Source organism: Candidatus Phytoplasma pyri (assembly GCF_046600495.1).
GTDB lineage: Bacteria > Bacillota_I > Bacilli_A > Acholeplasmatales > Acholeplasmataceae > Phytoplasma > Phytoplasma pyri.
The window spans coordinates 157,149-182,408 of the sequence record NZ_JBKIOZ010000001.1 but is presented as its reverse complement, the minus strand read 5'-3'; the positions used below and the strand labels follow the sequence as shown (position 1 = coordinate 182,408).

Below are 25,260 nucleotides of genomic sequence, written 5' to 3'. Positions count from 1 at the left end.
TGAATATATCTTTTAAATTGTAACTAATATGATTATTTAATATATATTTTTTTAAAAATAAATAATTTTAATTATTTAATTATTTATAAAAATGGCGGTTGTGGCGAAGTGGTTAACGCGGCGGCTTGTGGCGCCGATATTCGTGGGTTCGATTCCCATCAACCGCCCCAAAAAATATTATTTATTATTATTATTTTTTTAGGCCCATAGCCAAGTGGTAAGGCAACGGACTTTGACTCCGTGATTCGTTGGTTCAAATCCAGCTGGGCCTGCCAATTTTTATTTATTAATTTTTTATGATTATATATTATTTTGCGGGTGTGGCGGAATGGCAGACGCACTAGACTTAGGATCTAGCGTTTAATAAAACTTGCAGGTTCAAGTCCTGTCACCCGTACCATCCTCTCAATAAATATTTATTTTTAAAAAATATTGATATATTAAAATTACAAAAATTATATATAGGGATATGATGTTAACGGTTAGCATAACGGTCTCCAAAACCGCTTGTTCGGGTTCGAATCCTGATATCCCTGCCAATATACAAAAATTTAAATGATTTTTTATATTTTATTAATTAATATATTATTTTTTTAAATTTTATATTAATTAATAAAATAAATTAAATAATTATTTATTATTAATTAATATAAAACAATTTTAATTTTATTAAATAAAATTTTTTAAATTAATGATTTTATATAATTTATTTTTTTATTTATTTTTTTAATTTTAACAATATAATATATATTTTAAGAAAAATTTAATTAGTTTAGTATTATTATTTTTGATAAATTTGATAAAATAAAATAGAAAATGATTTTTATATAAGTTGATCCTTTTCTTTATTAATTTTAAAGAACAAAAAAAATGTCCATAAGGAGAAAAAATATGAAAAAATATGAAATATTATATATTATGCGTCCTAATATAGGGGATGAAGAAATTAAAAAAAATATTGAAAATATTAACAAAATATTTTTTAATAAAGAAAATGAAAATCAAATTATTCAATTAAAAGAGCTAGGATTTAAAGATTTAGCTTATTGTATTGATAAACACTATAAAGGTTATTATGTTTCTATGTTTTTAAATGCTATTCCACAAATGATAGAAGAGTTTAATCGTGTTGTTAAAATTAACGAAGATATAATAAGATCTATAGTTATAAAAGAGGAGTAATTTATTTATGATTAATAAAGTTATTTTAGTAGGCAGAATAACTAAAGATCCAGAGTTGCGTTATGTCAATCTTGATATACCTACTGTTAGATTTAGTTTAGCTGTTAGTAGAAATTTTATTAACAAAGAAGGTAATAGGGAAACTGATTTTATTAGTTGTGTAGTTTGGCGAAAACAAGCTGAAAATTTAACAAAATATATTACAAAGGGTGCTTTATTAGGTATCGAAGGCAATATAAGAACTAGTAATTATGATGCTCCAGACGGTACTAAACGTTATGTAACTGAAGTTTATTGTGATAGTATTCAATTTTTAGAACCAAAAAAGTTTAATAATTTTAGTGATAACTTAGAAATTAATAATAATAAAAAAAATATTGATGATTACAATAATGAAGATGATGACAATCTTCCGTTTTGAATTAATAAAGAGAGAGTAAATTATGAAATTTAATAAAAAGAAAATTTTTAAAAAACGTAATAAAGTTTGTTATTTTACAGATAATAAAATCACAAAAATCGATTTTAAAGACATAGAATTATTAAAAAAATTTATTACTGAACAAGGAAAAATTGTACCAAAAAGAATAACAGGTACCAGTGCTATTTGGCAAAGACGTTTAGCAATTGCAATAAAAAGAGCGCGCCATATGGCTTTACTTCCTTTCATCAAAAAATAAAACAAACAGAATACTTTAATTCTGTTTGTTTTTTTATAATATTTAAAAATATAAAAGAAAGAGTTTTATTAAATTTTATGTTCAAAAAAATTAACTATAAAACTATTTTTATTTTATGTTGTGTGATATTTATTTTTATATTATTTATTAGTTTGACTATGGATTTTATTAGTATTAAAAGTAATATTAAAAATACAATAGTTGGTGGAGAAACATCAATAAAAAAGGCATGGACTACTTTTACTACTTTTAGTCTTTTAGTGAAAATATTTTTATTAATTTTATGCATGGGATTTTTATTGAATTTTCAAAATTATTTTGAAATTAATCGTTTAAGAAATAAACTTTCTTTATGGTCTAAATTATCTTATTATGTAAATCAAGTCGGTGAAGAAGTTTTTAATAAACTACCTATAGGTATTGTTTTAATTGATGATATTGAAAAAGGTGTTCAATGGTTAAATCCTTATGCTAATTTTATTTTAAAAAATCCTGTAATTAACACACCTTTAAAAAATTTAAATGAAGAAATGGAAAAATTAACTAACATTTCTGATAATAATAAAACTATTATAAATATTGGTCAAGAGAAATTTGAATGTTTATATAAAAAAGAATTTAATGTTTTTTATTTGTTTAATGTTACAGAAAAAGAACAAATCAAAAAACTTTATTATCAAAAAACACCAGCTTTATCAATTTTATCTTTTGATAATTTAGAAGAGTCTTTAATACACTATGATTTATCCGAACAATCCCATATTCAAGGTCAATATTTGACAGTCATTTCTGAATTTGCAGAAAATTACGAAGGTTATTTAAAAAAATTATTTGATAATCGTTTTTTATTGCTTATCAATAGAGAAAAATTAGAAATTATTATAAAAGATAAATTTTCAATATTAGAACAAGTTAGAAATATTTCTAATAAATATCAATTAAAAATTACACTTTCAATTGGGATTGCTTGTTGGAATTTATCTTATGATAAATTAGCTTCTTATGCGCAAAATGCTATTGAATTATCTCAAAAAAGAGGTGGAGATCAAGCAGTTGTAAATATAGAAAATGAAAATATTAAATTTTTTGGTGCTAAGACTGATTCATTTATTAAAAATTCGAAAGTTAATGTTAGAGTTAATGCACAAATTTTATTAGATATACTAAATAAAAATAATGATTGTTTTATTATGGGACATAATAATACTGATTTTGATTCTTTAGCATCCATGATAACTTTTTATAGAATTGCTTCTAGTATAAATAATTTTAATAGGCAATATTTAATTATAGATGAAGATAAATTAGACCCTAGTGTTACTTTTGTCTATCATAAACTTATAAATCAAATTCCAGAAATAAAAAATAATATTATTGTTACTGATAAAGCAAAAAAAATGATTCAAAAAAATGATACTTTAGTTGTTTTAGATACTCAATCAAAAGAAATAACTAACAGTCCTCAATTACTTTCTTTAACTGATAATATTGTTGTTATTGATCATCATCGTACACCAAATGACAATATTAAAAGTCTTTTTGCTTATTTAAATTCTTCTGCTTCTTCTACTGTAGAATTAATCGTAGAATTAATACCTTTTTTAGGGAAAGAAATTATATTTACCCCTTTTGAATCAAGTATTATGTATGCAGGAATTTTATTAGATACTAATAATTTTACTTATCGTACTAGTTCTATAACTTTTGAAGTTTTAGCTAAGTTAAAAGATTTAGGTGCAGATAGTATGGAAGTTAAATCTTGGTTAAGAAATGATTTTATAAAAATTTTAGAAATAAATAAATTAATTGATAAAATGGAAATTTATATGGGAAGATTTGCTATTGTTAAAAGTGAACAAATTTATGATAATAGATCTTTTTTAGCACAAGTTTCAGAAACAGTTTTAGATATTCAAAATATTGATGCTGCTTTTACATTTACTAAATTAAATGAAAACACTATTGGTATTAGTGCAAGATCTTATAATAATGTTAATGTGCAAATATTAATGGAACAGTTAGGTGGGGGAGGGCATTTAAATAGTGCGGCTACTCAAATTAAAAATGATAATATTGAAAAAACTGTTCAAAAATTAAAAAAATTATTAAAATTAGAATATGAAATTGGTGTTAGTATGAAAATTATTTTATTAGAAGATGTTAAAAATAAAGGTTTAAAAGGTGAAATTATTGAAGTTACTCCTATTTATGGTAATTTTTTAATAAAAAGTAAAAAAGCTTTATTAGCTAATAATGAAAATATTGAAAAAATAAAAAAAGAACAAAATGATGAGATAGAAAAAAAACGTAATCATGAAATTTTAATGTCCAAATTAAAATCAGAAATTGATAATAAAAAAATTAATATTAATGTAAAATTAGGACCTAATGGAAAAATTTATGGAAAAGTTACTTCAAAACGAATTATAGAAGAATTTCATAAAATATATAATATTTTGATTGATAGAAAAAAAATATGTTTAGATAGTGAAATTAATTCTTTAGGTATTTATAAAATAGAAGTTATTTTAACTAATGAAATTAAAGCTTATTTTTTAGTTAATGTTATTGATGATAAGAAGATTTAATAATGAAAAATGTTATAACAAGAAAAAAATTACCTTTTCATTTTGAAGCTGAGCAAGCGATTTTAGGAATTATTTTTTTAAATCCTCAAAAAATGTCTTTTATTGATGATGTTCTAAATGTAGAAGATTTTTTTGATATCAAACATAAAGATATTTTTCAAGCAATGAAAGATTTATTTAAACAAAAAAAAGAAATTGATTATATTTCGGTTCATTCTTTATTAAAAGAAAAAAATATATCAGAAGATAAAGAAATGGATATATATTATTTAATTGATTTAGTTAATTTAATTTCTGATATTAAAAATTTAGAAACTTATATAGAATTAATTAAAGAAGCAGCTTTGAAAAGAGAATTGATTGAGGTTAGTGCTGCTATTAATGTTCAGGGTTATAATGATGAAATTGATGTTCAAAGTTATTTAGATTTAGCCGAATCTAAAATTTTTGAATTATCACAAAAAAGAAAAACTAATTTTTTTATAGAAATTAGAAGTTTATTAAAATCTATTCAAGAAAAAACTATTAATACTCGTAATTCTGATGATAGAGTAATTGGTTTAAGAACTGGATTTAATAGTTTAGATGAAATTACACTAGGTTTTAAATCAGAAGAATTTATTGTATTAGCTTCTAGACCGGCTATGGGAAAAAGTGCTTTTGTTATGAATTTAGCTTTAAATATGTCTAGAGTTAACGTAACTCCGCCAGGAATAGCTATTTTTAGTTTAGAAATGTCTAATGAACAAATTGGAACTAGAATATTAAGTTTTAAAACTAAAATATATCATAAAAAAATTCAATTAAGTAGAGGTTTAAGTGAACATGAATTAAACATGATTAAAACAACTTGTGATGAAATAAGTGAGTATAATATTTTTTTTGATGATTCATCTTCTGTAAATATTTCAACAATTAAAAGTCAATGTCGTAAACTTAAGTATGAAAATAAATTAGATTTTGTTATAATTGATTATTTACAATTAATTCATAATTCTGATCAAAAAAGTAATCGACAAGAAGAAATATCAAATATTTCACGAAATTTAAAACAAATGGCAAGAGAGTTAAAAATTCCAGTTTTAGCTTTATCACAATTATCTCGCGATGTAGAAAAAAGAGAAGATAAAAGACCAATACTATCCGATTTAAGAGATTCTGGTTCGATTGAACAAGATGCTGATGTTGTAATGTTTTTATATCGTGATGATTATTATGTTAAAGATAAAAATCAATTTGGGAAGAATGATTTAGTTAAAGTAGATTTAATTATTTCTAAAAATCGTCAAGGCATTATTGGTATTAAAAAATTTGATTTTAATCTTACAACTTTATCTTTTATAGAAGAAATATAGATATTTTAATAAAAATATATAAAAAACTTATTATAATAAGGAAAATAGTAAAAAAATGTTTGATAAATTAAAAAAAATAAATCAAAAATATTTAGATTTACAAAAATTAATTTTATTAGAAGAAAATTCTAAAAAAAAAGTTCAATTATTTAAAGAAATAGGAAATTTAAAAGTAATTATTGATACTTATAATGAATATTTAAATTTAGAAAAAGAATTATTTAAAATAAAACATTTTATTAAAAATAATTCTAATAATAATGATTTATTAGAATTAGCTTTTCAAGAACAAAAAATTTTAAACGAAAAAATACAAAATGAAATCAAAAAATTAAAATATTCATTATTTCCACTTGAACCAGAAGATAATAAAAATGTTATTATGCAAATTAAAGGTGCTGCTGGCGGAGATGAAGCTAATCTTTTTTCCGCAGATTTATTTAGAATGTATTGTAAATATGCTGAATTAAAAAATTGGAAAATAGAAATTTTAAATTTAATGACTAATATTAAAGGTGGTATTTCTTCAGTAGAATTTATTTTATCTGGTAAAAAAGTATATTATTTTTTAAAGTATGAATCTGGTGTTCATCGTGTTCAAAGAGTACCAAATACTGAAGTACAAGGACGCATTCATACTTCTACTTCTACAGTTTTAGTTATGCCTGAAGTAGACGAAATAGATTTTAAAATTGATTGGAAAGATATTCGTTTTGATACTTTTAATTCTAGTGGTCCAGGCGGTCAATCAGTTAATACTACTAAATCAGCAGTTCGTTTAACTCATTTACCAACTAATATTAGTGTTGCTTGTCAAATAGGTAAGAGTCAACATGAAAATAAAAAAAAAGCATTTAGTTTATTAAAAGCTAGAATTTATGATAAAATTAATAAAAAAAATACAGAAAAAGAAAATAAAAAAAGAAAGTTTTTAATTGGTGGTGGTGAACGTAGTGAAAAAATAAGAACTTATAATTATCCACAAAATCGTATTACTGATCATCGTATTTCTTTAAATTTAAAGAAATTAGATATTATTATGGAAGGGAAATTAGATTTTATCATTGAACCTTTAATTAATGAATATAAAAAATAAAATTTTAGTTATTTATTTAAATTAAATATAAAATCTAATAATTTTAATATGAAAAAAGGATCATTAATTATTTTTCCTACGGATACAATTTATGGTATAGCAGCTAAAATTAATGATAACGAAGGAATTAATAAAATTTATGAATTAAAAAAAAGAGATTTTTCAAAACCATTATCTGTTTTAATTGCTGATTTATCACAAGTTAGAAATTTTGTAAAAATTAATTCAATATCTAGAAAATTAATGAATTATTTTTGGCCTGGCCCTTTAACTTTAATCTTAAAAACTACCTCTTTTTATAAAAAAAAAAATAAAGAAAAAAACTTGGGTATTAGACAACCTAAAAATTTATTAGCTTTAAAATTATTAAAAAAATATGGACCTTTAAAAACTACTTCTGTTAATATTAGCGGGTTGCCGCCTTTAAATAATTATAAAGTTATTTGTCAAAAATATGAAAAAAAAGTTGATTATATTTTTTATAATTCAGATAAAAATTTATCAAAATTACCTTCTACTGTTTTAGATTTGCAATTTAATAATAATTTTAAAATTTTAAGAGAAGGTTCTATTACTAAAAAAATGATTTATAAAGTTATTTATAATTATTAAAAATTATATTACTATATTTATTAATTTTTAATAATTATAATTTAAAATTATTTAATCTTTTTTATTATGATTTTAATTATTTTATTTTTTATATAAAATTAAAATAATTTATAATAATATAAGATAAAATTTATAATTAATTTTTATAAAAAAAATCAAAATAAAAAGGAAGAAATTGACACAATGTTGAATATTAGTAGTGATTTTTTATTGTTTATTAATAATTTTTTTATTGCTATTAGTTTTTATTTTGTAGGATCTTTTCCTACAGGTTTAGTAATAGGTAAATTATTTAAAAAAAAAGATTTACGTTTTTTAGGTTCTAAAAATATCGGAACTAGTAATGCTGCTAGAATTTTAGGTTTTAAATATGGTCTTGTTACTTGTTTTTTTGATTTTTTTAAAGGTTTTTTAGCTGTATTTTTTTTTAAAGAAAATAATTATAGAATTATATTTGGATTATTTTCTATTTTAGGACATATTTATCCATTTTTTACTAATTTTAAAGGTGGTAAAGCTGTAGCTACTACAGTAGGTATGTTTTGTGGATTAGAACCTGTTTGTGGTTTATTAGGTATGTTATTTTTTATCATTATTTTTTTAATTTCTGGTTATTCATCGTTATCTTCAATTTTAACTATTTTTTTTATTTATATTTTGTTTTTATTTGTAGATTCAGTTGGTAAATTTGAATTAATTACTATTTTTTTTATTAACATTATAATTTTATTTAAACATAAAAAAAATATTTTAAATTTAATTAATAAAAATGAATATAAGTTTAATTTTAAAAAATAATAATATTTTTTAAATATTTTATATTATAGTAATATAATATAAATTTTTTATAAAAAATTCTAAACTATTTTAATTTATTATACATTTTTTAATTTTATTTTTATTTACTTTTATTAATTTATTATTTTTTTTAACCACTTTAACTTTATAAATTAAAATAAAAAATATTTAATTTTTTGAGAAAGATAGGAAATAAATGGAAAGTTCTAAATTGAAACAAATGCATTCTCTCACAAAAATGTCCACCTTTGATATTTAGTTTCATTATTATCTTCAAAGTCTTTAAATCTCAAAAGTGGACATTTAAATACTTTTTAAAATTAAATATTTAATTTCAGTGACCCACTTTTTGGTACCACCAAAAAACATAAAAAATAAAATAAATTAAGCTTTTAAAACAAGCTAAATTGTTTATTAAAAAAATAAACAGTTTAACTTTTTTTGTTATCTAAATTGAGTATATTTTAATTTTTATCACATAGGAATCAATTGATAAATAGTTATTTTCCTTTTTTTTACTATTTATTAATTGAATGTGTGTAATAAAAATTAACATAAGAAAAAAAACTTTTAAAAAAAAATTAATTCAGTTAGTTTTAATAAAAATTTGACAAATTTTTTTTGTTTATTATAAAGTTAATTTAATAAAACTTTTTTTATTTTATTTTTGTACTTTTAAGTATTTTTATTTTTTAGTTCATTTTGCTTTAAACTCTTAATCTATTTATATTTAAAAGTTTTTAATTTTTTTCTTCATTTTTTGATATTTATTTTGTTTATTATTAAAATAATGTAAATTATATTATTAAGATTTTGAAAAATAATTTTTAAATGATAAAAAGTAAATTTTTTTTAAGATTATAAAAATAATAATGATTATAATATTTTTTATTTTTATAATTATCTTTTTAAAGTTATATAATTTTAATATTTTATTTATTATTATAAAAAATATATATTTTTAAAATCTATTATTTTTAAATCTATTTTAAAATTCTTAAGTATTTTAATTATAAATTTATTTTCAGAAATAATATCAATATTTTTTCTACTATTAAATTAAAGGTAAGTAAGTAACAGTACACTTTACTTTGGCATTGTTTTTAATTAGATTATTTAAATTATTAAGAAATTAAATTTAAAATAAATTATTCTAATATTTCAAATATTTAATAAATAAATTTTTTTTTCTATATTATTTTCTTTTTTAATATTTTTTTTTGATTTTTTTTGATTTTTTTTAATTTCAATTTTTTTAATTAAATATTTAAAATAAATTAAAATGATAATCAAAAATAATTTAATTTTTTCTAAAAAAATTATTTTTTTAATTTTTATAATTAAAAAAAAATTATTTTTTTTAATTATAAAATTAATTTTTTTAATTTTTTTATCATTTTTATTTTTATTTTTTTTAAATTTATATAATAATTGCTTTTTAATATTTTGAAAATAATTCATATTATAATGTTCATTATTTTTTTTTAATTTTTTTATTTTTTTAAAATATAAAAATCTTTTTCTTAGTTTTAAATTTAATTCTTCTCTTTTTAAGTTAAATACTTTATTTAATTTTTTTTGTTCTTCTTTAAATTCTTTTATAATATTTAAATTAGCTTCTTTTAAATTTTCTTCTATTAAACAAGTGGTATTTTTCATATAAACAAATTTATTTTTAATTATATTAATAATTTGTTTTTTTTCTTTTTTTAAATTTATTTTTTTTTCTAATTTTTTTTTGTTTTTATATTCTTGATTAATAATATTTATATTTTCAATAATACTTATCACTAAATCATAAAAAATATCTATTTTTTTTTTGTTTTCTTCAATAAGATTATTTTTAAAAATTAGCATATTATTTTTTTCTTTTTTAAAAAAGTTAAAATTTTTTATTATTTTATTTTTTTTTAATTTATTTTGTTCATAAATAAAGTTAATGTTTTTTTGAAATTTTTTTAAAATTTTTTTAAAATTTTTTTTTAATAAATTATTTCTATATTTTTGAAATAATTTATTATTTTCAATATTTATTTTTTTTTGATTTAAATTATTTAATATTTCTATTTGTAAAATATTATTAATTTCAATTATTTTAAATTGTTCTTGTTTTAATTCAAAAATATTTTTTTGATGTTTTTTAGTTAATATTTTTATTTTATTATTTAATTTTTTTAAATTTTTTTTTAAAATAAGATTATTTTTTTCATATTTTTTTATTTTTTTTTCTAAAAAATAATTTAAACGATATTTATTATCATAAGAAATATTTTGTTTTTTTTGTATTAATTGTCGTATAAAAGAAAGATTATTTTCGTAATATAATATTATTTCTTTAGCTATTTGAATTTCATTATTAATTTTTTGTTTTTCAAATAAATATTTTTTTTTATAAAAAAAATAATAATTTTGATATTTTTTATCAATAATTTTTTTAGAAATAAAATTAAATAAATTATTAATTTTATTTAAATTTTCAGTAAAAATATTTTGATTAATATTGATTTCATTTAAATAATAATTAATTTTATAAAAAATAGGGTTAGTAATTTTTATTATATCATCAAAAAAAATATATTTTTTTATAAATTCTAATATTTGTTTTAAATTAAAATCTTGTTTTAAATAAGATTTTTCTAATAAATTTGTAATTTTATGTTTTTGAATTTGATATTTAGTGAAAAAATTTTTTTTTTCTTGATTATGAAAAATATAATTTATTTGCATATTTATGTTATTAAAAAATTTTAAATTTTCTATTTTTTGTTCTAAATTAATAATTTGTTGACGTTTTTTATAAATTTTTTCAATATCTTTTAATTGAAATTTATTTTTTTCTAATTTTAATTGTAAAATTAATAAATTTTTTTTTTGTTGATAAATTTGATTTAAATTTAAAAAATTTTTTTGATATTCTAATTCATTTAAAATATTTTCTTTTTCTATTTTTAATTGTATTTTTTTATTTTGAATTTCTTCTTTTAATTCATAATTTTGAATATTTAATAAATATTTTTTTTCTTTATTAATATTTAAATTTAATTCTGTTTGCATTTTAATAAAATTGATTTTTGTTAAATTTAATAATTGATATTGTTCTTGATTTTTATCAAAAATAATTTCATCTTGTTGTTTTTTATGTTTAAATTTTTGAATTTCTAAATAATGTATATAGTTTAAAAATTTAATTTTTTTTTGATTAGATAATTTAATAAAAAAATTTTTTTGACGCCAAGAAGTTAATTTTTTTAAATGAATTAAATTATTTTTTTTATTTTTATTTAATAATTTTAAAAAAATTTTATAAATATTATTTTTATCTAAAATTATCGGTAAAAAAATATTATGAATAAAATAAATTATTTTTTTTTTGTCAAAACATTTTTTTATTTTTTCTTGTAAAACTTGTTTTTTTTCTAAATAATCTTTTTGTATTTGATCAAAAATTTTATAATGAATAAAAAAATTTTGTTGATAAATATCATTTGTTTTATTAATTTTTTTTTCAAAAAGTATAATATTTTTTTTTTCTGTTTTTTCTAAAATATCTTTATTTTTTTGTTTTTTTTTAATATTTATTATTATTTTTTCTTGTAATTCTTTATTAATAATATTTATTTGTGAATTCAAATAAGCATTTTTTTCTTTAAAAATTTTATCTAAAATTTTTTCTTGTTGAGAATGATTATAATCTTGTTGAATTTGTTTTTGTTCTAAAAATTTTAATTCATTTTCTATATTTTCATTTTTTTTAAAAAAAAGATTTTCTATTTGTTGTATTTTTTCTACAGTTTGTTTTTGAATTTGATTTTTTTGTTTTATAAAATCAATATGTAAATTTTGAATTTTTAATTTATTTTTATTTTTTTGTTGAATTAATTCTTTAATTAATAACTTTTGTTTTTTATTTTCTTTAGATATTTTTTCTTCTTTTAATTTTTTTTGATAAAGCATAATTTTTTTTAAATTATTTTTAGAAACAAAAATATTTTTCCAATTTTGTTCATTTAAAGTTTTAACTAAAATTAGAAATTCATCATCTAAATATTTTATTTTTTTTTTTAAAATTTCCTCATTTTTTTTATTTTTATTTGTTAAAAGTTGTTGATTTTTAACAATATAATTAGAATCTAAAGTATTTTTTAAAAATTTTTTTTCAGAAGATGACATAAAAATTCTCCTTAATTAATAAAATGATATTTAAAAAAACATACTTAAATTATTATAACATACTTATTTATAAGATATAATTATAATTATAAATTTTTATAAATAATAATTTAAGGGAGTTTTTATGTATTCTTATATTAAAGGTAAATTAGTAAATATTGGTCAAAACTTTGTTGTAGTTGATAATAATAATATTGGTTATCATATTATAGTTTCTAATCCTTCTTTTTATGAAATAAATAAAGAATATAAATTTTTTATTCATTTTCATATTAAAGAAAATTTACAAATTTTATATGGTTTTAATAAACATAAAAATTTATTTTTTTTTAAAAAATTACTAGATGTACCTACTATAGGACCTAAAAGTGCTTTAATGCTTGCTGAAAAAGATAATTTAGAAAAAGTTTTACAAGCTATCGAAAATAATGATGATTTGTATTTAAGAAAATTTCCCGGAATTGGTATTAAATCCGCTCAACAAATAATTTTAAAATTAAAAGGTAGTTTAATATTTTCGGAAAAAATAATTTTAAATCAAAAACAAAAAGAATTGGAAAAAATTTTATTAAATTTAGGTTTTGTTAAAAATGAAATTAAATCAGTTTTAAATCAAATTGATGATAAAAAAGAATTAGAATTAATGACAAAAGAAGCTTTATCAAAATTAGCGAAAAATATTTAATAAAAAGGTTATAAAATAATGAAATTAAATAAAAATTCTGAATTAAAATTATCTACTATTGATGAAAAAGAAAAAAGTTTAAGACCAGAAACTTTGAAAGAATATATGGGTCAGAAAAACCTTAAAGAGATTTTATCTGTATATATAAAAGCTGCTAAAAAAAGAAAAGAATCTTTGGAACACTTATTAATTTATGGTCCGCCAGGTTTGGGTAAAACAACTTTAGCTAAAATTGTTGCTAAAGAATTAAATGTTAATTTTAAAATTACTAGTGGTGCCGCTATGGAAAGAAGTGGCGATTTAGCTGCTACATTAAGTAGTTTACAAATTGGAGATGTTTTATTTATTGATGAAATACATCGTTTACCTAAATCAATTGAAGAAATTTTATATTCTGCGATGGAAGATTATGTTTTAGATATTATTTTAGGATCAGAAAATGAAAAAAAATCTATTAGAATTGATTTGCCTCCTTTTACTTTAATAGGAGCTACTACTAGATTTGGTGATATTTCTTCTCCTTTGAGAGATCGTTTTGGTTTAATTTTAAAATTAAATTATTATTCCGAAGATGAATTAGAATTAATTATAAAAAGAACTTCATTAGTTTATAATACAAAAATTGATAATAATACTTTAAAAAAATTAGTAAAAAGAAGTAGAGGTACACCGAGGATTGCAAATCGACTTTTTAGAAGAATTAGAGATTTTGCTGATGTTTATAATAAAGGTTTGATTGATGAACATATTGCTAAAATAGCTTTAGAAAAACTAACTATTGATAAAAATGGTTTAGATAATACTGATTATATATATTTAAAAAGTTTAATAGAAAAATTTGAAGGTGGACCGGTTGGAATAAAAAATATTGCTGCAAATATTGGAGAAGAAGTTTCTACTATTGAAGATATATATGAACCTTATTTGCTAAAAAAAGGTTATATTAAAAGAACAAAAAGAGGAAGAATAGCAACATCTTTAACATTTAAACTTTTTAAAAATGATAAAAATAAATAATTTAATATTGACACAAATATAATAAATATTTATTTTTAAAAATTTTATGTTTTTTAACAATAAAATAATTTAAATTTTTAAATTTAAAAATTTAGTTATAATTTTTGTTTATAAAATAGATTAAAAAAATTTTAAAATATCAAAATATTACAAAAATTTTTTTTAAAAAAAATTTTAAAAAATATTATAATTTATATTTATTTAATATAAAAAAAACTCCGTTTTAAAAGGAGTTTTTTTTATAAATTGTTAAAAAGAATTATTATATTAAAAATTAATTATATTTTTTTATCATAAAAATTATTTTTATTTAAAGCAACTTTTTTAGCAATTTCTGTTAAAAATAAAAAGTCTTTTACTTTTAAAGAAGAATTACCAACTAAAACGCCATCAATTTCTTCTTGTTCTAAAATATCTTGAATATTAGAAAAATTAACAGAACCACCATAAATAATTCTTGTTTTATTAGCTATTTCTAAAGAAAAAAATTGAGAAATTTTTTTTCTAATAAATTTAAATGTTTGATTAATATCGAATAAATTAGCAATTTCTCCTGTACCAATAGACCAAGAAGGCTCATAAGCAATAACAATGTTTTTAAAATCTGTTAATGAAACTCCATTAAATAATTTTTTAAATTTTTCAGCTAAAAATAATTCTTTTTTTTTAATTTCATTAATTTTAAAATTTTCACCTATACATAAAATTATTTTTAATTTTTCTTTTAAAGAAGCTAAAATTTTTAAATTAATTAATTCATAGGTTTCATAAAATAAATTTATTCTTTCACTATGACCTAATAAAACATATTTAACGCCTAATTGTTTTAAATTTGTTGGAGAAACTTCACCAGTAAAAGGACCTTCTTTTTTATGAAAAGTATTTTGAGCTCCAATTTGTAATTTAGATCCTTCTCGTTGAATCAAAGAATCTAATAAAGTAAATTGAGGAAAAATAATTGTTTCTATTTGTTCAAAAGAAGGTATTTTAGTATTAATTTGATAAATAAATTCTAGTGCTTCATCTTTAGATTTATACATTTTCCAATTGCCGGCGATTAAAATTTTTCTTTTCATATTGAAAATTTCCTAACTTAATTTTTATTTTATAAATATAATTAAAATAAAAATTATTATAATATTATTGATTTTTGATTCATTTTTTCTATTAATAAATTAATAAATTTATCAATTTTCATCATTATTTGTAAATCTTTTTTATATTCTCTAAAAGTAATTATATCATTTTTTATTTCTTTATCACCAATAACTATTTGATAAGGTATTTTTAATTTTTGAGCTTCTCTAATTTTATAACCTAAAGTATAATCTTTTTGATTAATTTCAACTCTAAAACCATTTTTTAATAAAATAGATTGAATTTTTTTTGCATATATTAAGTGATTATCTAAATTAATAGGAATTAAAATAATTTGCAAAGGTGCTAACCAAAAAGGAAAAAAACCTTTATATCTTTCTAATAAATAGGAAAAAAATCTTTCCATAGTGGAAACAATACAACGATGGATTAATATAGGTGAATATTTTTTTCCATTTTCACCAATATAATTTAATCCGAATCTTTTTGGTAATAAAAAATCAATTTGAACAGAAGATAAAGTTTCTTCATGTCCTAAAGCTGTCAAAACTTGAACATCTAATTTAGGACCATAAAAAGCAGCTTCGCCTTTAACTTCGATAAAATTTAATTTTAATTCTAACATAATTTCTTTTAAAATATGTTCTGCTTTATTCCACATTTCATCATCATTAAAATATTTTTTTTTATCCAAAGGATCACGATAACTTAAACGAAATATATAATCATTAATATCAAAATCTTTATATACTTCTCGAATAAAATTTACAATTTTTTTAAATTCTTCTTTAATTTGATCTGTTCTAATAAAAATATGAGCATCATTTAAAGTCATTTCTCTTACTCTTTCTAAACCAGAAACTGCACCTGATTTTTCTAAACGATGCATCATTCCTAATTCAGCTATTCTAACTGGTAATTCTCTATAACTATAAATTTTATTTTTATAAATCATCATATGGTGTGGACAATTCATAGGACGTAAAACATATTTTTCTCCATTTGGCATAGTCATTTCTGGGAACATATTATCATGATAATGTTCTAAATGACCTGAAGTTGAATAAACATTAATATTAGCAATAACGGGTGTATAAACATGATCATATCCATCCATTAATTCTTTATCAACAATATATCTCTCAATTATACGTCTTATAGTACTACCTTTTGATAACCAAAAAGGAAGACCTAATCCTACTTCTTGTGATAGCATAAAAAAATTTAACTTTTTATTAATGTATTTGTGATCATTCATTTTTTTTTCTTGTAAAATTTTTAAATAATTATCTAAATCTATTTTATTAAAAAAAGAAGTTCCATAAATTCTAATTATTTGTTTTCTATCAGAATATCCTTTAAAATAAACACCAGAAATTTTTAAAAGTTTAAAATATTTTATTAATTTAGTGTTTATAATATGTAAACCAGAACAAAAATCAATAAAATCTCCTTGTTGATAAATAGTAATTTTTTTATTTTTATTTTCTTGTAATAATTCTTTTTTATAATGATTATTTTTAAAGATTTTCAATGCTTGTTCGTAAGTAAATTCTTTTTTAGATATATTTAATTTTTTTTCTGCAATTTTATGCATTTGTTTTTCTATAGAATCGAAATCATGATTAGAAACTTTATGTTCTTGAAAATCAATATCATAATAAAATCCTTCTTCATTAAAATTTCCTAAAGTTGGTAATATATTGGGATATTTAATACTTAATGCTTGCAACATCAAATGAGAAGTAGTATGATTTAACATTTTTAAACTTTCGATGTGATTGAAATTGATAATTTCTAGTGTTCCATCTTCTTTTAAAGGAGTGTTTAATTCAATTAATTTTTGATTAAAAAAAGCTGCTACCGCTGTTTTTTCTAATTTTTTTAAACACTTTTTTATAATAGTTAAAACATTAGTTCCGTTAGAAAAATATTCTTCTGAACCATTTTTTAATTTAATTTTAATCATATTTTTAATTTCTCCATTGATTTTTGTTTTTAATTTTTATCAATTATTTGCCTAAACAAAATTTAGAAAATAAATTTTTTATTAAATCATCAGTTTGGCATTCACCTAAAATTAAACCTAAAAATTCATAAGATTTCTTAAAATCATCTACACAAATATCTACCGGTATATTATTTTGTAATGAATTTAAAGCATCTTCTAAAGAATATAAAGTTTTTTTTATTTGTTGAATATGTCTTGTGTTTGACAAATAATTAAAATCTTTTTCTTTAATAATATCTAGTTTTAAAATTTTTAAAATATTATTTTTAAGTTTTTCTAATCCCTTTTTTTTAATAGTAGATATAAAAATAATTTCTTCTGGTAACTTTTGTTTTTCAATTTTATTTTCTAAATCCGATTTATTGCCTATTAAAATTCGAGGGTAATTTTTTGTTAAATTTAATAATTCTTTGTCTTCTGGTTGTAAATAATTACTTTGATCTAACACTAATAAAACTAATTCTGCTTTTTTTAAAAGTTGTTTAGTTTTTAAAACACCAATTTTTTCTATTTTATCTTGTGCTTTTCTAATACCAGCGGTATCAATTAAATGTAATGTAATTCCTTGTAAATTTAAATAAACATCTACAAAATCTCTTGTAGTTCCTGGTATATCAGAAACAATAGATCTTTCTTCTTCTAAAAAAAAATTTAATAAACTAGATTTTCCTACATTAGGGCGACCAATAATTAAAGTTTCAATTCCTTCTTTTAAATAACGTGTTTTATAAGAATGTTTTAAAATATTTTTTATTTCTTTAATTAATAATTTAGTTTTGGGTAAAATATTTTCTTTAGACATTATAATTGTATCTTCATATTCGGGATAATCAATATTAACTTCGATTTTAGAAATTAAGTTTAAAATTTTTTCTCTTAATTTAATAACTAATTGGGAAGTTTTTTTTTGTAAACCTAAATTAGCTATTTTAATAGCATTTTCATTTTTAGCATAAATTAAATCCATAATTGATTCTGCTTGTATTAAATCAATTTTACGGTTTAAATAAGCTCTTTTACTAAATTCACCTGGATAAGACATTCTAATTTCTAATTCTAATATTCTTTCTAAAACCATTTGTGTAATTAAAATTCCCCCATGGGTATGAATTTCAATTACATCTTCACCAGTAAAAGATTTAGGATTTTTAAATAAAGATAACAAAACTTCATCTAAAATAATATTATCTTTATTTAAAATAAAACCATGTGTGATTGTATGAGATAGCATTTTATTTAAATCTTTACCTTTAAAAATTTTTTTTATTTCTTTTATGGTTTTGGTTCCACTAATTCTAATAATACTAACCCCGCCTGTTCCAAAAGGGGTTATAATTGCTGCTATAGTATCAAAAATCATTTAATTATAATATTAACCTTCACTTTCGTTTTAAATTAAAAAAATCTTATCAAATAAATTTTTAATAAGATTTTTTATTACAATTATTTATTAATAAAAAAATTAATTGATTTTTTAATTTCTTCAAAAAATAAAAATAATTTATCTTTAGAATTAAAAATTACTCCACAAGCTTTTAAATGACCACCACCACCAAATTTTTTTGAAATATTATAAATTTCTGGTCCTCTTGAACGAATACTAACTTTAATTTCGTTGTTTTCTTTTTCTAATAATAAAGCCCATACATAATTTTCTTTTAAATTTTCTAATAAATTAACAGCAGAAAGGGCTTCTTGCAAACTTAAATTAAATTTTTTTAAAATATCTAAAGAAATATTAACATAACAAAATCCTTTATCAATAATTAAGTTTTTTATAATATAACCTTTATATTTTAAAAAATTTAAACTTTCTGAATGTATTTTTTGTTCAATTTCAGGAATATTTAAACCATATTTTAATAATTCAGAAACAATATGAAAAGTAGTACTATTAACACGATCATATTTAAAATTACCACTATCTGTTAAAATACCTACATAAATCGCTAAAGCACCTTTAAAATCTAGTTTCATATTTAATTTTTCTTTTAAAATATAAATCATTTCCGAACAAGAAGCAAAATAAATATCAATCCAATAATGAATTTTATCATCAATGATAATATTGTTTTTAATATGATGATCAATCCAAATAATTTCTTTTCCTAAAAAAAATCTTTGATCACTAATCAAATTTTTATCTCCAGTATCAACTACAATAACCAAAGCATCTTTATATAAAGAATCTGATACTTGATCAAATATACCAATAAAATTTAAATTAGGGTTGTTTTCGCCTACAACATAAACTTTTTTTTCAGGAAAAGTATTTTTAATTATATTTTTTAAACCAAATTGTGAGCCATAACAATCACCATCAGGTGTTTTGTGACCATGAATAATAATAGTATTAAAATATTTAATTTTTTTTTTAATTAAATTCATTTTTTAACTTTCTTTTTTGTTTATTAATTTCTATAAAATAAATAATTTATTTTTTATTTAATTTTTAAAAAAATTAAATTTTGTTTATTATATTTTTATGACAAAATTTAAAATAATACATTTTTATCTTATTTTTATATACTAATTTTTTGTATTCTAATTAAATTTTATATGGTTAATTTTAGTATTAAATTATATTAATAATAAATTATATATTTTTTAAGTCATAGTTAGAGGACTTTTATATTAATACTTTTAATTATTTTTTTAATTTATTTATATACATTATTAGAATAGAATTTTATTTAATAATTTTTTATTTTATTAATATTATTTTTTTAAAAATATTAATTATTTTCATAAACTATTTGTCAGATAATGTTGGTTATAATTATAATTTTTATTTTTTTAGATAAAATTAATTTTAAAAATAATATATATATATATATATTCTAAGTTATTTTTTAGTTATAATTAAATTATTAATATAATGATTATTGTTAAATTTAATAGTAAATTATGTTTTTTAGATTTTGTTATTTTATTTACTATGTTAATAATTTTAAATATTTGTTATCCTAAATATTTATTTATATATATTTTAGATTTTAAATTTTAGCAATTATTTTTCAAGTTTATTATTACTTTTTTTCTTTTATAATTAATTAAATTCTATTATTATATTTTTTACTTTATTAAATATTATTTATTAAATATTTTCTTTTTAAATAATTTTTATTTTTTGTTATAATTTCTTAAATTATTTCATTTTTAAAAATTAAAATCTTACTTAATAACATTACTAATTAAAATTATTTTAATTAGTTAAATTATTATTAATTTATGTAAATTTTTGTCTAAATTAATTTAAATTATATATTTATATTAGTGTTATATAAGTTTTAAATATTATTTATTAATAAATAATAAAAAAATAAGTGCAAATTATTCAGTTAACAAATAAATTTAAATTTAAAAAAATAATCAAGAAGAATTATAATAATTTTCATAAAATTTAAGTTTTTTATTTATTTCTATATCTAAATCTTCATTTTTTGCAAAATTAATAACTAGACAATCAATAAATAAATTTCCTATTGATTCTCTAAGTATATTAGATTTTTCAAAAACTTTAGTATAAAATTTATTTTTATTTGTAGAGTTTATTAATTTTAATAAAGAATATTGTAAATCATTATTTTTTTGTGTTTCATGTTCATCAAGATATTTTTGTACATATTGTTTTACAGGAGAAAATTTACCTTCTCTTAATAATATATTACTAACTTCTTCAGAAAATAAATATTTAATAAAATACCAAGAAGCTAAAATTTCATCTGTGTTTTTTTTATAAAAAAAACAAATACTAGGACCTTGTTGTAATGTTTTTGAATTATTTGTACTATTTTGATGAAAAGGGATAGGAGCAATTCCTAAATTAAAACTACTATCAATAATTTTTTGATAATCATTTAATTTTCTAGAAGAATTAATCATCATATAAATTTCTTGATTTTTAAAAGCAGATATATTATCTGTTAAACCAGATAATTTTTCTGAAGTTAAATATTGTTTGTCATAAAAATTTTTTTTAAAATATTTTAGTATATTTTCTTTAATATTTTCATTATTAAAAATATTATCTTTTGAAGAATTAATTTTCATAGATTCAGCTGAATCATAAAATATATTTTCTATACTTTGTACAAAAAATGGGATAACCATTTTTTCATTATTTTCTTTTTCTATATTTTTAATAGTTTCACATAAAATTTCTATTTGTTCCCAAGTAAAAGGTGTTTTTGGTATTTCTTTTGATTTTTCGTTAAAATATTCTTCATATTGTTTTTGATTCCAATCGTTTTCCCAATCTTCTTCTTTTTTTTTATATTTGTTACAGTCAAATTTTTGTAATGCTTCTTTAAATTTTTTTTTATTTTTTGCAAAATAATTTTTATTATAGTATAATAATTCTTCAGTTTTGAAAAAAGGTAAAGAAAAAATTTGTTCATTTTTTCCATCTAATTTAATTATACCCTCTTCCCAATAACTACTATAAATTTCTTCTTTGGTTTTATTTTCTTGATTAATTTCTACTTTATCTTCAATTATTTGATATAAATTAAATTCTTTAATTTTATTTTCGTTTTTCTGATTTGAATATTCAATAAATTTATCGAAGGGCAATAACTTACCAGAATAATAATAAGAAAATAAATAATCTGGATAACAAAAAACTAAATTAGGATAATTATCAGTAGGCAAAACACCACTAACATTTTTATAAAGTTCAGGCCAATTACCTTTATTAACTGAGATAACTTTTATTTTATTATGTTTTTTATTAAAAGACTTAATAATTTCATTTAACATTTCACTTTCTGAATTAGAAACACTATTCCAAAAAATAATTTTAATATCTTTTTTCTCAGGATCGAATGACTCTAGTTTTTGTTGTATATTTTTTTGAAATTCTTTTATTTCGTTTGCCATTTTTGAAGAATTTAAACTATTAAAACACATTGTTAATAAAATAAATAAAAAAATAATTAATAAATAAATTATAATTCCAATATTATTTTTTAATTTTTTTTTTAAAAAAAATTTAACCTTTGATACCACTTTGTAATTCTCCATTAGTTATAATATATTTTTTAAAAAATAAAAAAATTAAAATTAAGGGTAAAATAACTAAAAAAGAAATAGTCATTTGTAAATTCATAGGTAAATTTTCTGCTTCATAATAAAAAAATTTTCTAACTGTATTAGTTAATAATTTACCTCCTACTAATTCAGGCCACATATAAGAATTCCAAGCAGCAATAGATCTAAAAATAATAGTTGTAACAATAGTGGGTTTTAAAATAGGAACCCAAATTTTCCATAAATAATTCCAATCACTAGTTCCATCTATCTTAGAGGCATAATATAATTCTTTTGGTATTTTTTCCGAATTTTCAATTAATAAAAAAATATGAAAAATATCTACTAAAAAAGGTAAAATCATAGCTAAATAAACTCCTCCAATAATAGTCGAACCATCACCAGTATCAGTCATTTTTAAACTTGTTACAGTGCGAAAATTGGTTAATAATAATGATTCATTAGTAATAATCATTCCTAAAAAAAGAAGTGTATATAATTTTTTCTTAGATTTAAATTTTAAAACACTAAAACAAAAAGCGGTAATAATAGAAATAAAAGTTCCTAATAGGGTTGAAAAAAAAACCATTTTTACGGTATTTAAAAAATATTCAAAAAGTTTTATTTCTTTAATACTTAATACATTAGAAAAATTTTTAAAAGTAATTTTTTGTGGTTCAAAACTAAAATTTGAAGATAAAATATCTTTATCATTTTTTAAAGCACAAATAATCATAAAAACAAAGGGAAAAACTAAAAAAATAGCACATAAAACTAAAAAAATATACTTACAAATACAAATAAAAATTTCAATTATTTTTTTTTTTTTTAATTTTTGTAAAAAAAAATTGAATATATTTTTTAAATATAATAAAACTTTTTTGTAAAAATACATGGAAACATTAACCCTATTTCATTTTTTCTTAAAAAAGTAAAAACTAATTAAAGTAAATATCGCTGAAATAAAAAATAATATTATTGATGCTGCCGAACCTTTGGCATAAGAATCTAAATGATGACTTTGCAATTGTTTATAAATATAAAAAGTCATAGTCTGGATTGAACTATTATTTTCGCCAAATAGACCAACAATAGAATCGTATTCTTTAAAGGTGTGTACAATAGAAACAATTAATTGATAAAAAAAAACACGCGATAATAAAGGTATAGTGATTTTAAATAAAATTTTTGATTTAGAAGCACCATCAATTTTAGCAGCTTTATAATAATTTTTATCAATATTTTGTAAACCTATAGTAAAAATAAAAATTTTATAAGGAAGACTAGTCCAAATATTATAAAAAATTAAAACAAAAAGCTTTCTGTTCCAGCTAGAAGAAGGATTTAACCAACCACCTTCGATTTTTAAAATTTTATTTAAAAAAATATCAATAAAACCATCAGGTTTATTAAAAAAGCCATAACTATGATAAAAAAGAAAAGAAAAAACAATTCCCATAATAACTTTATTCATCAAAAAAGGAAGGAAAAAAATAGTTTTAAAAAATTCTTTTAATATTTTGTTGTAAACAGAATTTAAAAATAAAGCAATTACTAAAGAAATAATCATAGATAAAGGTACAGAAATAAAAACTAATAATAAAGTATTTATAAGACTTTGAATAAAATATGGGTCTTCAAAAACTTTTTTATAATTTTTAAAACCAAAATTAAAAAATTTATTACCATTAAAACTATCTGAAAATTTATTATAATTAACGCTAAAAGAAATAACAAAAGTTTTTATCAAAGGATAAAAAGTGAAAATAGTTAAAATAAATATTGCTGGTATTAAATATAAAAAATGTTTATATTTTTTTTGATTATTTAAAAAAAACATGATTAAAAAATCCTTTGACCATTATTTTTATCAAAAATAAAACATTTTTCTTTTTTTATATCAAATCTTAAAAAATTTTTTTGATTAGTATTAAAATTTAAAAATTCTTTTTTAATTTTATAAAAAATTATACGGAAAGTTTGTTTTAAACATTCGCTATGGAATGCTAATAAAATTAATTCTCTACCAATATTTTCAAAATACAAAGCTCTTATTTTTAAAATTCCCTTAGGATTTAAATTATATCCTTCTGGTCTGATTCCAATATAAACTTCTTGTTTGATTTTTTTTAATTCTGGAACATTAAAAATAACAACTTCACCAATTTTAATTTGACCATTATTAATTTCGCCATTAAAAATAGAAATAGCGGGAATACCTAAAAATTCTGCTACAAATAAATTTTTAGGTTGCATATAAACTTTTTGCGGAATACCCTTTTGTTGAATTTTACCTTGATTAATTAAATAAATTTCATCACTAATACTCATTGCTTCTTCTTGATCATGAGTTACTAAAATAATAGTAATACCTGTTTTTCTTTGTATTCTTCTTATTTCTTCTCTCATAACTACCCTAAATTTTGCATCTAAATTTGAAAAAGGTTCATCCATTAATAAAACTTTTGGTTCTTTTATTAATGCCCTAGCAATTGCTATTCTTTGTTGTTGTCCACCTGATAGTTCAGAAGGTTTCTTATCTAATTGTTCTTCAATTTTTAATAATTTAGAAATTTCTTGTATTTTTTGTTTAATATAATCTTTAGTTTTTTTTAAATTTTCTAAAGGAAACATAATATTTTGACGAGCTGTCATATGAGGATATAAAGAATAATTTTGAAAAACTAATCCTACACCTCTTTTTTCTGGCGATAAATTAGTAACATCTTTTTCATCGAAAAATATTTTTCCAGAACTTACACTAGTTAATCCGGCAATCATAAAAAGAGTAGTAGATTTTCCACAACCAGAAGGTCCTAAAATAGTTACTAAACTACCTTTTTCAATATTCATTTCAATATTGTCAACAGCGTAATTTATTTTTTTTTTTGAATCAATAAAATTTTTAGAAACTTTTTTTAATATAATACTCATGAA

General features: G+C 18.6%; 19 protein-coding genes and 4 tRNA genes. 14 read left to right on the top strand and 9 right to left on the bottom strand.

Translation table 11 applies throughout. From position 1 onward, the window contains the following. The first annotated feature begins 94 nt into the window (after nt 1-94). The 12 genes from ACLHHF_RS00970 (at nt 95) to plsY (ending at nt 8,311) form a co-directional block, all read left to right on the top strand. A tRNA-His gene (locus ACLHHF_RS00970) sits at nt 95-170 on the top strand. A 30-nt stretch (nt 171-200) separates the two neighbouring features. Beyond that, nucleotides 201-275 (top strand) — tRNA-Gln (locus ACLHHF_RS00965). A 39-nt stretch (nt 276-314) separates the two neighbouring features. Then, nucleotides 315-400 (top strand) — tRNA-Leu (locus tag ACLHHF_RS00960). A 63-nt stretch (nt 401-463) separates the two neighbouring features. Further along, nucleotides 464-539 (top strand) — tRNA-Trp (locus tag ACLHHF_RS00955). Nucleotides 540-891: 352 nt separating this feature from the next. After that, nucleotides 892-1,182, top strand: coding sequence for a 30S ribosomal protein S6 (gene rpsF, locus ACLHHF_RS00950; RefSeq protein WP_411307961.1), 291 nt, complete (start codon nt 892-894; stop codon nt 1,180-1,182). A gap of 7 nt (nt 1,183-1,189) precedes the next feature. Then, nucleotides 1,190-1,603, top strand: a complete 414-nt coding sequence (locus tag ACLHHF_RS00945; RefSeq protein WP_411307960.1) for a single-stranded DNA-binding protein — start codon at nt 1,190-1,192, stop codon at nt 1,601-1,603. 22 nt (nt 1,604-1,625) lie between these two features. Next, nucleotides 1,626-1,862 carry a 30S ribosomal protein S18 gene (gene rpsR, locus ACLHHF_RS00940; protein WP_411307959.1) on the top strand — a complete coding sequence of 79 codons (237 nt, stop codon included), beginning with the start codon at nt 1,626-1,628 and terminating at the stop codon, nt 1,860-1,862. 77 nt (nt 1,863-1,939) lie between these two features. Beyond that, entirely contained in the window at nt 1,940-4,450 is a 2,511-nt protein-coding gene (gene rplI, locus ACLHHF_RS00935; RefSeq protein ID WP_411307958.1) for a 50S ribosomal protein L9, read from the top strand. A gap of 2 nt (nt 4,451-4,452) precedes the next feature. Then, nucleotides 4,453-5,805, top strand: a complete 1,353-nt coding sequence (gene dnaB, locus ACLHHF_RS00930; protein WP_411307957.1) for a replicative DNA helicase — start codon at nt 4,453-4,455, stop codon at nt 5,803-5,805. Nucleotides 5,806-5,860: 55 nt separating this feature from the next. Further along, nucleotides 5,861-6,901 carry a peptide chain release factor 1 gene (prfA, locus tag ACLHHF_RS00925; RefSeq protein ID WP_411307956.1) on the top strand — a complete coding sequence of 347 codons (1,041 nt, stop codon included), beginning with the start codon at nt 5,861-5,863 and terminating at the stop codon, nt 6,899-6,901. A 48-nt stretch (nt 6,902-6,949) separates the two neighbouring features. Next, nucleotides 6,950-7,513, top strand: a complete 564-nt coding sequence (locus tag ACLHHF_RS00920; RefSeq protein ID WP_411307955.1) for an L-threonylcarbamoyladenylate synthase — start codon at nt 6,950-6,952, stop codon at nt 7,511-7,513. 183 nt (nt 7,514-7,696) lie between these two features. Further along, nucleotides 7,697-8,311, top strand: coding sequence for a glycerol-3-phosphate 1-O-acyltransferase PlsY (gene plsY / locus ACLHHF_RS00915; RefSeq protein WP_411307954.1), 615 nt, complete (start codon nt 7,697-7,699; stop codon nt 8,309-8,311). Nucleotides 8,312-9,472: 1,161 nt separating this feature from the next. On the opposite strand, the gene ACLHHF_RS00910 is transcribed toward plsY, so the two are convergent. Further along, nucleotides 9,473-12,481: a hypothetical protein gene (locus ACLHHF_RS00910; protein ID WP_411307953.1), complete on the bottom strand. Its 3,009-nt coding sequence runs from the start codon at nt 12,479-12,481 to the stop codon at nt 9,473-9,475. A gap of 124 nt (nt 12,482-12,605) precedes the next feature. Between ACLHHF_RS00910 and ruvA the strand changes: the two genes are divergently transcribed. Both ruvA and ruvB read left to right on the top strand, forming a co-directional pair. Next, nucleotides 12,606-13,166, top strand: coding sequence for a Holliday junction branch migration protein RuvA (ruvA, locus tag ACLHHF_RS00905; RefSeq protein ID WP_411307952.1), 561 nt, complete (start codon nt 12,606-12,608; stop codon nt 13,164-13,166). A gap of 18 nt (nt 13,167-13,184) precedes the next feature. Then, complete coding sequence (ruvB, locus tag ACLHHF_RS00900; RefSeq protein WP_411307951.1) at nt 13,185-14,183, top strand: Holliday junction branch migration DNA helicase RuvB; 999 nt, start codon at nt 13,185-13,187, stop codon at nt 14,181-14,183. 278 nt (nt 14,184-14,461) lie between these two features. Here ruvB and tpiA read toward each other — a convergent pair whose 3' ends face one another. From tpiA to ACLHHF_RS00860, 8 genes are all read right to left on the bottom strand, one after another. Continuing rightward, complete coding sequence (gene tpiA / locus ACLHHF_RS00895) at nt 14,462-15,268, bottom strand: triose-phosphate isomerase (RefSeq protein WP_411308000.1); 807 nt, start codon at nt 15,266-15,268, stop codon at nt 14,462-14,464. Nucleotides 15,269-15,315: 47 nt separating this feature from the next. Next, nucleotides 15,316-17,250 carry a threonine--tRNA ligase gene (gene thrS / locus ACLHHF_RS00890; RefSeq protein ID WP_411307950.1) on the bottom strand — a complete coding sequence of 645 codons (1,935 nt, stop codon included), beginning with the start codon at nt 17,248-17,250 and terminating at the stop codon, nt 15,316-15,318. Nucleotides 17,251-17,293: 43 nt separating this feature from the next. Continuing rightward, the gene (mnmE, locus tag ACLHHF_RS00885; RefSeq protein ID WP_411307949.1) at nt 17,294-18,652 is read right to left on the bottom strand and encodes a tRNA uridine-5-carboxymethylaminomethyl(34) synthesis GTPase MnmE; all 1,359 of its coding nucleotides are present in this window, start codon (nt 18,650-18,652) and stop codon (nt 17,294-17,296) included. 83 nt (nt 18,653-18,735) lie between these two features. Continuing rightward, nucleotides 18,736-19,680, bottom strand: a complete 945-nt coding sequence (locus tag ACLHHF_RS00880; protein ID WP_411307948.1) for a DHH family phosphoesterase — start codon at nt 19,678-19,680, stop codon at nt 18,736-18,738. A gap of 984 nt (nt 19,681-20,664) precedes the next feature. Beyond that, nucleotides 20,665-22,302, bottom strand: a complete 1,638-nt coding sequence (locus ACLHHF_RS00875; protein WP_411307947.1) for an ABC transporter substrate-binding protein — start codon at nt 22,300-22,302, stop codon at nt 20,665-20,667. After that, the gene (locus ACLHHF_RS00870; protein ID WP_411307946.1) at nt 22,286-23,218 is read right to left on the bottom strand and encodes a carbohydrate ABC transporter permease; all 933 of its coding nucleotides are present in this window, start codon (nt 23,216-23,218) and stop codon (nt 22,286-22,288) included. The genes ACLHHF_RS00875 and ACLHHF_RS00870 overlap by 17 nt, the downstream gene beginning before the upstream one ends. An 18-nt stretch (nt 23,219-23,236) precedes the next feature. Further along, complete coding sequence (locus ACLHHF_RS00865) at nt 23,237-24,163, bottom strand: carbohydrate ABC transporter permease (RefSeq protein WP_411307945.1); 927 nt, start codon at nt 24,161-24,163, stop codon at nt 23,237-23,239. A gap of 2 nt (nt 24,164-24,165) precedes the next feature. Further along, nucleotides 24,166-25,257 carry an ABC transporter ATP-binding protein gene (locus ACLHHF_RS00860; protein ID WP_411307944.1) on the bottom strand — a complete coding sequence of 364 codons (1,092 nt, stop codon included), beginning with the start codon at nt 25,255-25,257 and terminating at the stop codon, nt 24,166-24,168. Nucleotides 25,258-25,260: the final 3 nt, after the last annotated feature.